This is a genomic window from Castellaniella sp., from assembly GCF_049650445.1.
Lineage (GTDB): Bacteria > Pseudomonadota > Gammaproteobacteria > Burkholderiales > Burkholderiaceae_B > Castellaniella.
Map to the genome: position 1 here is coordinate 25,100 of NZ_JBASAD010000036.1, position 16,009 is coordinate 41,108.

Sequence of the window (16,009 nt, forward strand, 5' to 3'; positions counted from 1 at the left end):
ATCACAATGAACGCAATCAATGAACAATGGCCGCTCGCGCCCGAAACCAGTGTGCTGCGCCTGATCACTGCGGGGTCCGTGGACGACGGCAAATCCACGCTGATCGGTCGCCTGCTGGTCGACAGCAAAGGGGTGTTCGCCGATCAGCTCCAGGCCATCGCAGGCTCGAAATACACCCGTGCGCCCAATAGCGAACTGGATCTGGCGCTGCTGACCGACGGCCTGGAGGCCGAGCGCGAGCAGGGCATCACCATCGACGTGGCCTACCGGTATTTCGCCACGCCGGCGCGCAAGTTCATCGTCGCCGACGCCCCCGGCCACGAACAGTACACGCGCAACATGGTCACGGGCGCCTCGACCGCCGATGCCGCCGTGATCCTGATCGACGCAAGCCGGGCGCGCGACGGCCGACTGTTGCCGCAGACCAAGCGCCACAGCACTCTGGCGCGCCTGCTGGGGCTGCGTCACCTCGTGGTGGCGGTCAACAAGATGGATCTGGTCGACTGGGATCCCGCCGTGTTCGAGCGCATCCACGCGGCTTACAGGGATCTGGCCGAGCGCCTGGACATCCCGGCCTTCCACATCGTGCCGCTGTCGGCCCTGTCGGGCGACAACGTGGTGCGGCACAGCGAACGCACTCCCTGGTATCAGGGACCGCCGCTGCTGACCCTGCTGGAGAACCTGCCGGTCGATCCGGTCCGCGGGGACGAGCAGGCGCGTTTCTTCGTCCAATGGGTGATTCGCCACAATGGCAGCGGCCCCGACGCCTTCCGGGGCTACGCCGGACAGTTGCAGGGCGGCTCCTGGCGGGTCGGCGACGCCGTCCAGGTGTTGCCGAGCCGTGAGTCCGTCCGCATCACGGGCCTGCTGCGTGGCGCGCAGGCCGTCGATCAGGCGGTGCCGGGCGACAGCATCACGGTGGTGCTGGACCGCGACGTCGACCTGTCCCGGGGCGACGTGCTGGTCGATGCCCAGGCGCAGCCGGCGCTGGACAGGGACTTCGAGGCGGACCTGTGCTGGCTGGATCAGCAGGCGCTGAATCCTGCGCGGCTGTACTGGCTGAAGCAGGGCACCCGCCTGACCCAGGTCCGCATCCAGGCCGTGCGCACCCGGCGCGACATCCATGAGCTGCGCTCGGTGGAATGGAACGGCACCCTGGCCATGAACGACATCGGCCGCGTGCGGTTGCGTGCCCGCGACCCATTGGTCCTGGACGACTACGACGCGCAACGGGCCACGGGCGCCTTCATTCTGATCGACACCGCCACCCACCAGACAGCGGCGGCGGGACTGATCCGGCGCTGACTGCGGACCGTCCTACAGTCCGTAGTGCTTCAGTCCGTCCAGGTCCAGCACCTGGACGGCGCCGTATTCGATCTTCAGCAATTGCGCGGCTTCCAGCGCGCGCAGGGCCTGGTTGGTGCGCTGGCGGGAAATCCGCGCCAGAAAGCCGATCTCTTCCTGCGTGATTTCCAGGCGCATCGAATTGCCCGGGTACAGCAGCGGGTTGAACAGTTCCGCCAGGCAGCGCGCCACGCGCGCGTCGGGGGCCAGCAGGCGGTCGTATTCGGCCTTGCCGATGAACTGCGCCACGCGTTCGTTCAACTGGTGCAGCAGATAGCGATTGAAGGGGATGCTGGTGTCCAGCAGCCAGTAGAACGTGTCGCCGCGCAGCCGGGCGATGGTGCTGCGGCGCAGGGCGATGATGTCGTATTTGCGGGCTTCGCGTTTCAGCAAAGAGCCTTCGCCGATCCAGCCGCCGGCCGGCACCCCGGTCAGGGATGCCAGCTTGCCGTCGGCGTTGCCGACCGAGACCTTCACCAGTCCGTCGAGCACGCCGATCCAGGCATAGGCGACCGCGCCCTTGTGCTCGACGATGGTGCCGGCTTCGACGTGCGCCACAGCGGTGTCCTGCAGGACACGGGCCTGCTGTGCGTCGTCGAGCAGGTCGAACCAGGCGGCGCGTGCCGGCAAAGCCTGTGTCAGGTTCATGGGGACTTACCCTAGATCGAGATCGAATGTCATACGTGCGACAGTCGAGGGCGGGGCGCAGCCTGTACCTTAAGTCTGACACACCGCCCATCAGAGGCGCACTGAAGGCTTCGCGCGTCGCAGAATCTGCGCAAGGCCAAGGAGACATCATGGTACAGGAAACCACTGCTGCGACGACGTTCCCCGCCCTGCTGATGCACCATGCGCAGGTACGCGGCGCACGGCCCGCGATCCGCGAAAAGGATCTGGGCATCTGGCAGACGCTGACCTGGCGCGAGGTGGCGGCCGAGGTCCGGCGCGTGGCCTGCGGGCTGGCCGACCTGGGCGTCGGGACGGGTGAGCACGTGGCCGTCGTGGGCGAAAACCGCCCCCGGCTCTACATGGCAATGATGGCGGCCCAGTGTCTGGGGGCGATCCCCGTGCCGCTCTATCAGGATGCCGTGGCCGAGGAAATGGCCTTCGTGCTGCAGGATGCCGAGGTCGGTGTGGTGGTGGCCGAGGACCAGGAACAGGTCGACAAGATGCTGGAGGTCTCGGGCCGCTGCCCGGCGCTGCGCCACGTCGTCTACGACGACCCGCGAGGCCTGCGCCATTACGACGATCCGCGCCTGCTGGCCTGGGAATCCCTGCTGGCGCGCGGCGACGAGCGCGCGCAGGGGCGGCCGGACGAGATCGATGACCGGATCGCAGCGATCGGCCCTGACGACACCGCAGCGATGTTCTATACCTCCGGGACCACCGGCAAGCCCAAGGGCGTGGTGCTCAGCCACCACGCGCTCATCGACCGGGCGCGGGCCATCGAGCGTTTCGAGGGCCTGACCGACCGCGAGGACGTGCTGGCCTACCTGCCGCCCGCCTGGATCGGTCAGAACATGTTTTCCTACACCCAGTTTCTGACCACGGGCTTTACCGTGAACCATCCTGAATCGCCCGAGACCGTGTCGATCGACATGCGCGACATCGGCCCCACCTATTATTTCGCGCCGCCGCGTGTGCTGGAAGGCCTGCTGACCCACGTCACGATCCGGATGGAGGACGCCGGCCGTTTCAAGCGCTGGTTGTACCGCCGGGCGATGGGCCTGGCGCGGCGGGTGGGCGACCGGGTCCTGGACGGCGGCGCGGGCGTCGGCCTGTTCGACCGCCTGAAATATGCCCTGGGCGATCTGCTGATCTACGGTCCCCTGCGCAACACCCTGGGCATGAGCCGGGTGCGCGTGGCCTACACGGCGGGCGAGGCCATCGGCCCCGACCTGTTCGTCTTCTATCGTTCCATCGGCATCAACCTGAAACAGCTCTACGGATCCACCGAGACCTCGGTTTTCGTCTGCGTCCAGGCCAACGGCCAGGTGCGCGACGACACGGTCGGCCCGCCCTGCGAGGGCGTGGACATTCGCGTGGCCGACAACGGCGAGATCCAGTTGCGCAGCCCGGGTCTGTTCTCCGGCTACTACCGCAATCCCAAGGCGACGGGCGAATCCTACACGGCCGACGGCTGGTACCACACAGGCGACGCGGGCTATCTGGACACCGACGGCCAGCTCAAGATCATCGATCGCGCCAAGGACGTCGGCCATCTGTCCGATGGCAGCCTGTTCGCGCCGAAATACATCGAGAACAAGCTCAAGTTCTTCCCCTTCGTCAAAGAAGCCGTGGCTTTCGGGGCGGACCGTGCCGAGGTCTGCGCCTTCATCAACATCGACCTGGAGGCTGTCGGCAATTGGGCCGAGCGCCGTGGCCTGCCCTACGCCGGTTACACCGATCTGGCCGGCAAGGACGAGGTCTACACCCTGATCCGGGAATGCGTCGAACAGGTCAACGCCGACCTGGCCCAGGACCCCAGGCTGGCGGCCTCGCAGGTCAGCCGCTTCCTGATCCTGCACAAAGAGCTGGACCCCGACGACGACGAGTTGACCCGCACCCGCAAGGTCCGCCGCGCCTTCATCGCCCAGAAATACGCCGTGCTGGTCGAGGCCCTGTTCGAGGGCCGAGACCGCCAGTTCATCGAGACCGAGGTCAAATTCGAGGACGGCCGCACGGGCCGGATCTCCGCCGACCTGCGCATCGAGCCCGCAGCCGTCTCGCGGCCCGAACCCTTGAAGAAGGTAGCTTGAAATGATCCAGTCGGCGACAGAGCAGACTCCGCAGGACGCGCCAGACGGCGCTGTGGACCGCGCCGGACGCATCGGCGAAGTCATCCTGGACCTGCAGAACATTTCCCTGTCCTTCGGCGGGGTCAAGGCGCTGACTGATATTTCCTTCGACGTGCGCGAGCACGAGATCCGCGCCATCATCGGTCCCAACGGCGCGGGCAAAAGTTCGATGCTGAACGTCATCAACGGCGTCTACACGCCCCAGGAAGGCAGCATCCTGCTGCAGGGCCGGCAGTTCGCCCGGATGAATCCGCGCCGGGCCGCCGAAATGGGCATCGCCCGCACCTTCCAGAACCTGGCCCTGTTCAAGGGCATGAGCGTGCTGGACAACATCATGACGGGCCGCAACCTGCGCATGAAAAGCGGCGTGCTGGCCCAGGCGCTGCGGCTCGGTTCGGCCGAACGCGAGGAAATCGCCCATCGCGAGGTCGTGGAGAACATCATCGACTTCCTGGAAATCCAGGCCTGGCGCAAGACCCCGGTCGGGCGCCTGCCTTACGGCCTGCAGAAGCGCGTGGACCTGGGCCGCGCGCTGGCCATGGAGCCGCGCATCCTGCTGCTCGACGAGCCCATGGCGGGCATGAACGTCGAGGAAAAGCAGGACATGAGCCGCTACATCCTCGACGTGAACGACGAATACGGCACCACGATCGTGCTGATCGAACACGACATGGGGGTAGTCATGGACATCTCCGACCGGGTGGTGGTGCTGGACTATGGCCGCAAGATCGGCGACGGCGCGCCCGACGAGGTGCGCAGCAACCCCGAGGTCGTCCGGGCTTACCTGGGCGCCAGCCACTGAGGCCGGCAGCGCCATTCAAGGAGTCGCAATGGGATTCTTACTGGAAACGGTGATCGGCGGGTTGATGAGCGGCATGCTCTATGCCCTGGTGGCCCTGGGCTTCGTGCTGATCTTCAAGGCATCGGGGGTGTTCAATTTCGCCCAGGGCGCCATGGTGCTGATCGCGGCGCTGGCCATGGCCCGCCTGTCTGGCTGGATCGATGGCTGGCTGGGCGGCGGCTCTCCCGTGCTGGCCAACCTGCTGGCCTTCGTGCTGGCCGCTCTGTTCATGTGGCTGATCGCCGTGCTGGTCGAGCGCCTGGTGCTGCGCCACCTGGTCAACCAGGAGGCCACCACGCTGCTGATGGCCACCATCGGCATCAGCTATTTTCTGGACGGCATCGGCCAGATCCTGTTCGGCAGTTCGGTGTATTCGATCGACGTCGGCATGCCCAAGGATCCCGTCATCATCCTGGACACGATGTTCGACGGCGGCGTACTGGTCAGCCTGGAAGACCTGACGGCCGCCGTCGTTGCCGCCGTGCTGGTGGCGGTGCTGGCCTTCTTCTTCCAGTACACCACGGTGGGCCGGGCGCTGCGCGCCGTGGCCGACGATCACCAGGCGGCGCAGTCGGTGGGCATTCCGCTGAACCGCATCTGGGTGGTGGTCTGGACAGTGGCCGGCCTGGTGGCACTGGTCACGGGCATCGTCTGGGGCTCGAAGTTCGGCGTGCAGTTCACCCTGTCCACGGCGGCCTTGCGGGCCCTGCCGGTGGTGATCCTGGGCGGCCTGACCTCGGTGCCCGGCGCCATCGTCGGCGGTCTCATCATCGGGGTGGGCGAAAAACTGTCCGAGGTCTACCTGGGGCCCTTCGTGGGCGGCGGCATCGAGATCTGGTTCGCCTACGTGCTGTCCCTGGTGTTCCTGCTGTTCCGGCCCCAGGGCCTGTTCGGCGAAAAAATCATCGACCGCGTCTGACAGGAAACCCTGCCCATGTTCTATCGTGAAAACGGCCAGTTCAAGAGCACCTACCGGTCGGACCAGCAGATCTTCCCGATCCGCCAGGACCGCTGGTTCATCTCCGGCCTGCTGCTGCTCGCCTTCGTCGGCATTCCCCTGGGGGCGACGGACTATTTCCTGCAGGCGATTCTCACCCCCTTCCTGATCCTGTCGCTGGCGGCCATCGGTCTGAACATCCTGGTCGGCTACTGCGGCCAGATCTCCATCGGCTCCGGGGCTTTCATGGCGGTGGGTGCCTACGCCGCCTGGAACTTCGGCGTGCGGCTGGACCCGCCGCTGGTGATCCAGATCCTGCTGGGCGGCGTGTTCGCCACCCTGGCGGGTGTGGCGTTCGGCATACCCAGCCTGCGCATTCGCGGCCTGTACCTGGCGGTGACGACGCTGGCGGCGCAGTTCTTCATGGACTGGGCCTTTCTGCGCATTCCCTATTTCACCAACTATTCGTCCTCGGGCAATGTGTCCGTGCCGGCGCTCCAGGCCTTCGGCCTGCCGGTGACCACGCCCGCGCAGAAATACCTGTTCGTGCTGTGCTTCGTGGCGGTCATCGGCCTGCTGGCCAAGAACCTGGTGCGCGGCGCCATCGGCCGGCAGTGGATGGCGATCCGCGACATGGACGTGGCCGCCGCCGTCATCGGCATTCGGCCGGTGTACGCCAAGCTCACCGCCTTCGCCGTCAGTTCCTTCATCATCGGTGTCGCGGGGGCGCTCTGGGCCTACATCCACCTGGGCTCCTGGGAACCCCTGGCCTTCGACCTGAACCGTTCGCTGCAACTGCTGTTCATCATCATCATCGGCGGCCTGGGCTCCATCATCGGCAGCTTCTTCGGCGCGGCCTTCATGGTGCTGGTGCCGGTGCTGCTGACCAACGTACCGCATTGGCTGGGCCTGGACCTGCCGGTGGACGTGGCCTCGCACATCGAACACATGATTTTCGGCTTCCTGATCGTCTTCTTTCTGATCGTGGAGCCGCATGGTCTGGCCAGGCTGTGGAGCATCGCCAAGGAAAAACTCAGGATCTGGCCGTTCCCCCATTGAGCGATCAAGGGGGGCCTTTGGGGCGGCGTTCGATCGGACCCGTTCTTTGTTGACACGATAGGTGCCACACGCACCAGGAGGAGCTACAGATGAAGCATGCACTGACGAAGACCGCCGCCACCGCCCTGCTGGCCGTCATCGGGCTGGCGGGTGTCGCCAGCACGGCGCAGGCCGCCGAGGAACAGTTCATTCCCCTGCTGGTCTACCGGACCGGTTCGTTCGCCCCGCTGGGCATCCCCTGGGCCAACGGCAAGATCGACTACCTCAAGCTCGTCAACGCGCGCGACGGGGGCGTCAACGGCGTCAAGATTTCCTACGAGGAATGCGAGACCGCCTACTCCACCGATAAAGGCGTGGAGTGCTACGAGCGCCTGAAGAACAAGAACGGCGGGGCGTCGGGCTTCGATACCCAGTCCACGGGCATCACCTTCGCCGTGACCGACAAGGCGATCGTCGACGGCCAGGTCGTGGTCACGGTGGGCTACGGCCTGTCGCAGTCCGCCGATGGCCGGGTGTTCAAGTGGAACTTTCCGCTGCTGGGCACGTACTGGACGGCGGCCGACGTCATGATCCAGGACATCGCCAAGAAGCTGGGCGGTGAAGACAAACTCAAGGGCAAGAAGATCGCCCTGATCTATCACGACTCGCCCTTCGGCAAGGAGCCCATCCCGCTGCTCCAGGAACGCGCCAAAGACAACGGCTTCGATCTGCAGCTCTATCCGGTCGCCGCGCCGGGGGTCGAGCAGAAATCCACCTGGCTGCAGATTCGCAAGAACCGTCCCGACTACGTCATCCTGTGGAGCGCCGGGATCATGACGCCGACCGCCATCCGCGAGGCCCAGGGGGTCGGCTATCCGCGCGACAAGATGTACGGCATCTGGTGGGCCAGTTCCGAGACCGACGTCAAGGATCTGGGCGACGTGGCCAAGGGCTACAACGGCATCACCATCCAGAACAGCGCGGAACATGGCCGGGTGCACGAGGACGTGAAGAAATACGTCTACGACAAGGGCGAGGGCGCCGACAAGGATGGCAGCACCTTCGGTTCGCTGGCCTACACGCGCGGCATGATGATTTCCATGCTGCAGGTCGAGGCCATCCGTACGGCCCAGGAAAAGTTCGGCAAGGGCAAGCACATGACGCCCGAGCAGGTGCGCTGGGGCTATGAAAACCTGAACCTGGACCAGGCCCGCCTGGAGCAACTGGGCTTCGCCAAGCTGATGCGTCCCGTGAAGACCTCGTGCGAAAACCATATGGGCGACGACTGGGCGCGCATCATCCAGTGGGACGGCAAGAAGTTCGACGTCGTGTCCGACTGGTATCAGTCCAACCCGAAGTACGTGCAGCCGCTGGTGAAGTCCCTGGGCGACAAATACGCCGCCGAGAAGAAACTGCCGATGCGCGACTGCGCCGCCGAGTAAGCCGTGCCGGGGCCGGGCCGCGCCCGGCCCCTGGGAGAGGAATCGATGGATAGCGCACAGGCGTCCGAACCCACGGTGCTGTTGAACGTCAACGGTATCGAGGTCATCTACAACCACGTCATCCTGGTGCTCAAGGGCGTGTCCCTGACCGTGCCGGAAGGCCGGATCGTGGCGCTGCTGGGCGCCAACGGAGCGGGCAAGACCACCACGCTGCGGGCGATCTCCAATCTGCTGCGCGGCGAGCGCGGCGAGGTCACCAAGGGCGGGATCGAATATCGCGGGGAACGCATCGAGTCCCTGTCGCCGGCCGACCTGGTGCAGCGCGGAGTGGTCCAGGTCATGGAGGGCCGCCATTGCTTCGCCCACCTGAGCATCGAGGAAAACCTGCTGACGGGCGCCTATACGCGGCGCCTGGGGCGTGCCGACCAGGACGCCGCGCTGGAGCGGGTCTACCGTTATTTTCCGCGCCTGAAGCAGCGGCGCAAGAGCCAGGCGGGCTATACGTCCGGCGGCGAGCAGCAGATGGCCGCCATCGGCCGGGCGCTGATGGCCGATCCGCGCATGATCCTGCTGGACGAGCCCTCGATGGGCCTGGCGCCGCAGATCGTCGAGGAAATTTTCGAGATCGTGCGCGACCTGAACCAGCGCGAAGGCGTCAGCTTTCTGTTGGCGGAGCAGAACACCAACGTGGCCCTGCGCTACGCGGACTACGGCTACATCCTGGAAAACGGCCGCGTGATGATGGACGGTGCCGCCCGCGCGCTGGCCGAGAACGAGGACGTGAAGGAATTCTATCTGGGTGTTTCGGGGGCGGGCCGCACCAGCTTCCGCGACACCAAGTTCTACCGCCGGCGCAAACGCTGGCTGGCCTGACACGGGGGAATGGCATGCAGGCATACTACGATGCGCGCGAAACCCTGCCCGCCGACGAGCGCGAACGGCGGCTGTTCGAGCGCCTGCCCGCCGCCCTGGAGCGGGCCGGGGCGCGCGCGCCGGCCATCGCCCGGCAGCTCCAGGGGATCGACCCGGCAGCTCTGGGCTCGCGAGAGGCCCTGGCCCGCGTGCCGGTATTGCGCAAGAGCGAATTGCTGCAGACCCAGCATGCCGCCCGCATCGCCTGGGCCGACGGCACTGCCGAGGCCCAGCGCCTGCGCGTGTTCGGCGGCTTCTCGGCCGTCGGCTGGGGTGCGGCGCGGCGGGTGTATGCCTCGCCGGGGCCCATCTACGAACCCGAAGGCCCGCGCCCGGATTACTGGGGTTTTGCCCGCGCCCTGCATGCGGCGGGGGTGCGGGCCGGCATGCTGGTGCACAATGGTTTTTCCTATCATTTCACCCCGGCCGGTTCCATGATGGAGACCGCCGCACACGCGCTGGGCTGCACGGTGTTTCCGGGCGGCGTCGGGCAGACCGAACAACAGGTGCGTGCCATGGCGGACCTGGCGCCGCACGCCTACACCGGCACGCCCAGTTTTTTGCGCATCATCCTGGAAAAGGCCGACGAGATGGGGGTGGCGCTGCCCTCGCTGCAACGGGCGCTGTTTTCCGGCGAGGCTTACCCACCGTCCCTGCAGGCCTGGTTCAAGGGGCGCGGCATCCAGGGGTTCCAGGCCTATGGCAGTGCCGATCTGGGCATGGTGGCCTTCGAGACCCCTGCGCGCGAGGGCCTGGTCGTCAATGAGGACCTGATCCTGGAAATCGTCCGGCCCGGCACCGGTCAGCCCGTGCCCGAGGGCGAAGTCGGCGAACTGGTGGTCACGACCCTGAATGCGGACTATCCGCTGCTGCGCTTTGGCACCGGTGACCTGTCGGCCTTGATGCCGGGGGCCTCGCCCTGCGGACGGACCAATCGGCGTATCCGCGGCTGGCTGGGCCGGGCCGACCAGACGACCAAGGTGCGCGGCATGTTCGTGCACCCCGAGCAGATCGCCGCCGTGCTGGAACGGCATGCGGGGATCGGGCGCGCCCGCCTGGTGGTGTCGGGGGAAACAGGCCATGACGTCATGACCCTGCGGGTCGAGGCCGATGCCGCGCTCGATACCGAAGCCGTGGCCGCCACGGTGCGCGAGCAGACCAAGCTGCGGGCCGTGGTCGAGGTCGTGGCGCCCGGTAGCCTGCCCAACGACGGCAAGGTGATCGAGGACGCGCGGCGCTACGATTGAAGCGCCCCCTCAGTTACTATGTTCAAATCCGTGAAGCAGACTGAGGGAGACTCTTCCATGCGTGGATTCAAAACGATCGCCGGCCTGGCCGTCCTGCTGGGCGCCGGCATGCCCCTGGCCCAGGCCGATACCCTGTCCGTGGTGAAGGAACGCGGCGCCGTGCAGTGCGGTGTGACGACCGGGTTTGCCGGGTTTTCGGCGCCCGACACTCAGGGCGATTGGAAGGGCCTGGACGTGGACATGTGCCGCGCCGTCGCCGCCGCCGTGCTGGGTGACGCGTCCAAGGTCAAGATCGTGCCTCTGAACGCGCAGCAGCGCTTCACCGCACTGCAGTCGGGCGAAATCGACGTGCTGGCGCGCAACACCACCGTGACGCAGTCGCGCGACACCGCGCTGGGCGCCATCCATGCCGCCATCAACTTCTATGATGGCCAGGGGTTCATGGTGCCCAAGTCCCTGGGCATCATGTCCGCTCGCGACCTGAACGGCGCTACGGTCTGCATGCAGACCGGCACGTCCAACGAACAGACCATGGCCGACTGGGCGCGTGCCCACAAGGTGCAGTACAAGCCCGTCGTGATCGAACAGTTCAACGAGGTCGTCAACGCCTTCGCCGCTGGCCGCTGCGACGTGTTCACCACCGACGCCTCGGGCCTGGCCTCGATCCGCATCGCCAAGCTGACCAAGCCTGATGATTACGTGATCCTGCCGGAAATCATCTCCAAGGAACCCCTCGGCCCCTTCGTGCGCCAGGGCGACGACGCCTGGCTGAACATCGTCAAATGGAGCTTCCACGCCATGGCCGGCGCCGAAGAGCTCGGCCTGACCTCCGCCAACGTCGACGAGCAGGCGAAAAGCAGCACCGATCCCAACGTGCAGCGCCTGCTGGGTGTGACCGGCAGCGCCGGCAAGAACATGGGCCTGGACGAACAGTGGGCCTATCGTATCGTCAAGCAGGTCGGCAACTACGGTGAATCGTTCGACCGCAACGTGGGCATGGGCAGCCCGCTGCAGATTCAGCGCGGCCAGAACGCCCTCTGGAAGGACGGCGGTCTGATGTATCCGCTGCCGATCCGGTAAACCGGCGCTGCAATACAGAAACCCTGCCTCCGAAAAGGACGCAGGGTTTTTTCAAGTCCTTTTCCGATACACCAGACTGATCCGCGCAAAAGCCGCCTGCAGTTCCGGCGTACCGGCCTGGAAGGTCACGGGGCGGCCTTTTTGTACGAAGCACACCAGTTTCTTCGAGGCGAGCAGGGGGATGAACTTGGTGGACTGGATCTCGGTCCAGGGCACCTCGCGGCGCGTGATCCAGGACTGGCGGATGCCCCAGTCGGAGACTTCGGTGACCGAAGTCCACATGTGGACGCTCATCCAGAGCAGGGCGCCGAAACACACCACGAGGCTGGCGATGACCGGCATGGGCAGGGCCTGTCCGGCCGCGAGTTGCAGCACGATGATCAGGCGCACGGCAATCACGGCCATGATGATCCAGGCGATGGCGGCGATCCAGCGCGGCCAGGCGCGGCCGCGCAAGGGCAGCGGCTCGATCTGGGCCATGAGGGCCTGGTGTTCCTCGGGGGAGGGGCGGCCGAAGGGGGATAGATTCATGCGAAAGGCTCGGTTCGGGCACCCCGGCCGGGCCGGGGCATGGCGGGGCGGGATGCGTCAGGCTTTCTTCAGTGCCAGGGCGCGGCCTGCGCGGCTGGAGGTGGGGCGGCCGATGCGTTCGGAGATCCACTGGCCGATATCCACGACGGCGTCCAGGTCCACCCCCGTGTGCAGTCCCTGGCCGTGCAGCAGGTAGAGTACGTCTTCCGTGGCGACGTTGCCGGTGGCGCCCTTGGCGTAAGGGCAGCCGCCCAGCCCGGCGACCGAACTGTGGAAGATGCGCACGCCGCAGTCCAGCGCCGACAGGATGTTGGCCAGGGCCTGGCCGTAGGTGTCATGGAAATGCCCCGAGACCCGGGTGCCCAGGTCGGCGACCTGGCCGACGGCGCGCAGCACACGTCCGACCTGGGCGGCCGTGCCCACGCCGATGGTGTCGGCCACGTCGATCTCGTCGCAGCCCAGGCGCAGAAAACGTTCGGCCACATCGACCACGGCGGCCACCGGGGTCTCGCCCTGGTAGGGGCAGCCCAGCGCACAACTGATGCTGCCGCGCAGGCGCAGCCCGGCCGCTTTGGCGGCGGCGGCCACGGGTTCGAAACGAGCGATGGATTCGGCGATGGAGCAGTTGATGTTGCGCTGGGAGAAGGCCTCGCTGGCGGCGCCGAAGATCACGACCTCGTCGGCGCGGGCGGCCAGAGCGCCCTCGAAGCCCCGCAGATTGGGCACCAGGGCGGAATAGAGGGTGTCCGCGTGGCGGGTGATGCCGGCCATGACTTCCGCGCCGTCGGCCATCTGCGGCACCCATTTCGGGGAGACGAAGGATGCGGACTCCACATTGGCGAAGCCGGCGGCTGCCAGACGGTCGACGAGTTCGATCTTGATGGCGGTATCGACGAACTGCTTTTCATTCTGCAGGCCGTCTCGCGGTCCGACTTCGACGATCTTGATGTGTTCGGCCATGGCGGTCATCCGGTGGGAAGGCTCAATTGGGGGAAGGAATCATCATAGCGCAGCCGGACTGAGATCCCTCAGGCGCTGCGCCGGTAACGGCCATCGGCGCAGCGTTCGATCCGTCCGGTGATTTCCAGCAGCGTCAGCCGGCCCATCAAGCGGTCGAGGGACCAGCCCAGGTCCGCCAGCAAGGTATCGAGGGCAATCGGGTCGAGGCCGAGCCGCCGCAGCAGGGCGGCATCATCCGGGTCGGTGTCCGCGTCAGAGGGCGCGTCGGCATCGGGATCGGCCAAGGGGGCTGCCGCCAAGGAGGGCGGCACCGGCATGCCCGGCAGTTCGCCTTGCCGGAGTTCCTCGATGATGTCCTGTCCGGACTCGACCAGCTTGGCGCCCTGGCGGATCAGGGCATGGCAGCCGCGTGACAGGGGGGAATGGATGGAACCGGGGATGGCGAAGACCTCGCGCCCCAGTTCGCCCGCCAGCCGGGCGGTGATCAGCGAACCGCTGCGTGTGGCGGCTTCGACCACCAGCACGCCCTGGCTCAGGGCGGCGACGATGCGGTTGCGCTGCGGGAAATGGAAGGGCAGTCCGGGCGTTCCCAGGGGGAATTCCGACAGCAGCAGGCCGTGGGTGGCGATGCGGTGGGCCAGGGCATGATGGCTGGATGGATAGACCCGGTCGATGCCGGTGCCCAGGACGGCCAGGGTGCCCCCGCCTGCTTCGCCCGCGTCCAGGGCGCCGTCGTGGGCCGCGCCGTCGATGCCGCTGGCCAGGCCGCTGACCACGCACCAGCCCTGCTGCGCCAGGTGGCGTGCAAAGGCATGGGCGTTGCGTTCGCCGTCCGCCGTGGCATGGCGTGCGCCGACGATGGCCAGCATGGGCCGGGTCAGGATGTCCAGCCGGCCGTGGGCGTACAGGATCGGCGGCGGGTCGGTCAGCGCGTACAGCGCACGTGGATAGTGAGGGTCGGCCAGGGTCAGCAGGTGGTGGCCGTCGGCCCGCAGCCATTCCAGTGCCTGGTCGATGGCAGCCTGGGTTTCCGGTGCGGGCGCCTGGCGCAGGCGTGCCGCCAATGCCGGGTCCAGGTAGCGGGCCAGGTTGCTGGTGGTGGCCTCGACGATGTGCTGCGGCAGGCCAAAGACCGACAGCAGCAGGCGGATCCGGGCCGCGCCCAGATCGGGCTCCAGGCTCAGGCGGATCCAGGCGCGCAGTTCGGTTTCAGAGGCATTCAGGGGCATCGGGTCGGTCGGGTTGAAGCGGGGCGTTCAGGTCGGGGGATCGCGCCAGTGTGCCACGAATGTGGGCCGGACTTGCGGCGGGCGGGATGTTCCTGTCCCGCCTCAGGTCACGCATCCTGTCGTGCATTGGAGGTACCTGATTTATGATGGAGCTTTGGCATCATCGTCACGGTTTTCTCATGGCCCTGCTTCCCATTCTCAAATACCCGGATCCCCGGCTGCACACGGTCGCCGCGCCGGTCCAGCAGGTGGACGACCGCATCCGCCAATTGGTGCGCGACATGGCGGAAACCATGTACGCGGCGCCCGGCGTCGGTCTGGCTGCGACCCAGGTGGACGTCCACGAGCGCATCGTGGTCATCGATGTCTCAGAGGACGGCAACGACCTGCACGTGCTGATCAACCCCGAAATCACCTGGAAGAGCGAAGAACGCCAGGTCTACGAGGAAGGCTGCCTGTCGGTGCCCGGCGTCTACGACGAGGTCGAACGCTCCGCCCGCATCCACGTGCGCGCGCTGGACGAGCGCGGCGAACCCTACGAATTCGATGCCGAGGGTCTGCTGGCCGTGTGCGTGCAGCACGAACTCGATCACCTGCTGGGCAAGGTCTTCGTCGAATACCTGTCCGTCCTCAAGCAGAACCGTATCCGCACGCGCTTGCGCAAGCAGCAGCGCGAATCTCAGCGTGAATCCGCCGGGGCTTGAATGCGGATCGCCTTTGCGGGAACCCCGGAATTCGCCCGGCAGGCGCTGGACGCGTTGATCGCGGCCGGGCATCAGGTCGTCTGCGTGCTGACTCAGCCGGATCGCCCTTCGGGGCGCGGCATGAAGCTCGTACCCAGCCCGGTCAAGCAGGCAGCCCTCGATGCCGATATCCCGGTGTTGCAGCCGCGCAGCCTGCGGCTGGACGGCAAATACCCGGAAGACGCCCGGGCGGCTGAGACTGCGCTGCGGGACCTGACGCCGGAGGTCATGGTGGTGGCGGCCTACGGGCTGATCCTGCCCCAGTGGGTGCTGGACCTGCCGCGTCACGGATGTCTGAACATCCACGCCAGCCTGCTGCCGCGCTGGCGCGGGGCGGCGCCCATACAGCGCGCGATCGAGGCGGGCGATGCGGCCAGCGGCGTGACCATCATGCAGATGGACGCGGGCCTGGACACGGGCGGCATGCTGCACCGGGTGGAACGCCCTCTGGCGGCGGACGAGACCGGCGCCAGCCTGCACGATGGACTGGCGGCCGACGGCGCCCGCGCCATCGTCGACGTTCTGGTCCGGCTGGAAGCCGGGGATGTACCGACGCCGGTCCCCCAGCCGGAGGCGGGCGTGTGCTATGCGGACAAGCTGCTGAAGTCCGAATCGGCGCTGGATTTTTTCCGCCCCGCAGCGGAACTGGCGCGTCGGGTGCGGGCTTTCGACCCCTTTCCCGGCACGACAATGGCGCTGCCCGGCTTCGATCAGCCGGTGAAGGTCTGGGGCGCCCAGGCCATGCCGGCCGGGGCTGCGACGCCGGCCCCTGGTGTGATCGTGGGCATGGGGCCGGATGGCATCGACGTGGCGACGGCAGACGGCGTGCTGCGTGTGACGGCGCTGCAAAAGCCCGGCGGGCGGCGTCAGCCGGTGGCTGAATTCATGCGTTCGTATCGCGGATAGC

The 16,009-nt window shown here is 66.8% G+C and carries 15 protein-coding genes; 11 read left to right on the forward strand and 4 right to left on the reverse strand.

Translation table 11 applies throughout. The features are described 5' to 3' along the window. The first annotated feature begins 6 nt into the window (after positions 1-6). Positions 7-1,305, forward strand: a complete 1,299-nt coding sequence (locus tag WA983_RS12725; protein WP_424250177.1) for a sulfate adenylyltransferase subunit 1 — start codon at positions 7-9, stop codon at positions 1,303-1,305. Positions 1,306-1,317: 12 nt separating this feature from the next. Here the strand turns inward: WA983_RS12725 and WA983_RS12730 are convergent, their stop codons facing one another. Continuing rightward, positions 1,318-1,992, reverse strand: a complete 675-nt coding sequence (locus WA983_RS12730) for a Crp/Fnr family transcriptional regulator (RefSeq protein WP_424250175.1) — start codon at positions 1,990-1,992, stop codon at positions 1,318-1,320. 149 nt (positions 1,993-2,141) lie between these two features. Here WA983_RS12730 and WA983_RS12735 point away from each other — a divergent pair, with 149 nt between their 5' ends. The 8 genes from WA983_RS12735 (at position 2,142) to WA983_RS12770 (ending at position 11,639) form a co-directional block, all read left to right on the forward strand. Further along, positions 2,142-4,103 carry an AMP-dependent synthetase/ligase gene (locus tag WA983_RS12735; RefSeq protein ID WP_424250172.1) on the forward strand — a complete coding sequence of 654 codons (1,962 nt, stop codon included), beginning with the start codon at positions 2,142-2,144 and terminating at the stop codon, positions 4,101-4,103. 1 nt (position 4,104) lies between these two features. Then, positions 4,105-4,944 (forward strand): ABC transporter ATP-binding protein, encoded by an 840-nt coding sequence (locus tag WA983_RS12740; RefSeq protein WP_424250170.1) that lies wholly within the window; start codon positions 4,105-4,107, stop codon positions 4,942-4,944. Between the two features lie 28 nt (positions 4,945-4,972). Further along, positions 4,973-5,902, forward strand: coding sequence for a branched-chain amino acid ABC transporter permease (locus WA983_RS12745; RefSeq protein WP_424250168.1), 930 nt, complete (start codon positions 4,973-4,975; stop codon positions 5,900-5,902). 15 nt (positions 5,903-5,917) lie between these two features. Continuing rightward, positions 5,918-6,979, forward strand: a complete 1,062-nt coding sequence (locus WA983_RS12750; protein WP_424312134.1) for a branched-chain amino acid ABC transporter permease — start codon at positions 5,918-5,920, stop codon at positions 6,977-6,979. 89 nt (positions 6,980-7,068) lie between these two features. Then, the gene (locus tag WA983_RS12755; protein ID WP_424250164.1) at positions 7,069-8,400 is read left to right on the forward strand and encodes an ABC transporter substrate-binding protein; all 1,332 of its coding nucleotides are present in this window, start codon (positions 7,069-7,071) and stop codon (positions 8,398-8,400) included. Between the two features lie 45 nt (positions 8,401-8,445). After that, positions 8,446-9,273 carry an ABC transporter ATP-binding protein gene (locus WA983_RS12760; protein ID WP_424250162.1) on the forward strand — a complete coding sequence of 276 codons (828 nt, stop codon included), beginning with the start codon at positions 8,446-8,448 and terminating at the stop codon, positions 9,271-9,273. Between the two features lie 14 nt (positions 9,274-9,287). Beyond that, positions 9,288-10,559 carry a phenylacetate--CoA ligase family protein gene (locus tag WA983_RS12765; RefSeq protein WP_424312135.1) on the forward strand — a complete coding sequence of 424 codons (1,272 nt, stop codon included), beginning with the start codon at positions 9,288-9,290 and terminating at the stop codon, positions 10,557-10,559. Positions 10,560-10,616: 57 nt separating this feature from the next. Next, entirely contained in the window at positions 10,617-11,639 is a 1,023-nt protein-coding gene (locus WA983_RS12770) for an amino acid ABC transporter substrate-binding protein (protein ID WP_424312136.1), read from the forward strand. 51 nt (positions 11,640-11,690) lie between these two features. Here WA983_RS12770 and WA983_RS12775 read toward each other — a convergent pair whose 3' ends face one another. From WA983_RS12775 to dprA, 3 genes are all read right to left on the reverse strand, one after another. Next, positions 11,691-12,170, reverse strand: a complete 480-nt coding sequence (locus WA983_RS12775) for a hypothetical protein (protein WP_424251277.1) — start codon at positions 12,168-12,170, stop codon at positions 11,691-11,693. A 57-nt stretch (positions 12,171-12,227) separates the two neighbouring features. Next, positions 12,228-13,130: a hydroxymethylglutaryl-CoA lyase gene (locus WA983_RS12780; RefSeq protein ID WP_424251279.1), complete on the reverse strand. Its 903-nt coding sequence runs from the start codon at positions 13,128-13,130 to the stop codon at positions 12,228-12,230. 68 nt (positions 13,131-13,198) lie between these two features. Then, positions 13,199-14,359 carry a DNA-processing protein DprA gene (dprA, locus tag WA983_RS12785; RefSeq protein ID WP_424251281.1) on the reverse strand — a complete coding sequence of 387 codons (1,161 nt, stop codon included), beginning with the start codon at positions 14,357-14,359 and terminating at the stop codon, positions 13,199-13,201. 179 nt (positions 14,360-14,538) lie between these two features. Here dprA and def point away from each other — a divergent pair, with 179 nt between their 5' ends. Together def and fmt are read left to right on the forward strand one after the other, a co-directional pair. Next, positions 14,539-15,063, forward strand: coding sequence for a peptide deformylase (gene def / locus WA983_RS12790; RefSeq protein WP_424251283.1), 525 nt, complete (start codon positions 14,539-14,541; stop codon positions 15,061-15,063). Next, positions 15,064-16,008 carry a methionyl-tRNA formyltransferase gene (gene fmt, locus WA983_RS12795; RefSeq protein ID WP_424251285.1) on the forward strand — a complete coding sequence of 315 codons (945 nt, stop codon included), beginning with the start codon at positions 15,064-15,066 and terminating at the stop codon, positions 16,006-16,008. It begins immediately after the preceding gene. The last annotated feature ends 1 nt before the right edge of the window (position 16,009 follow it).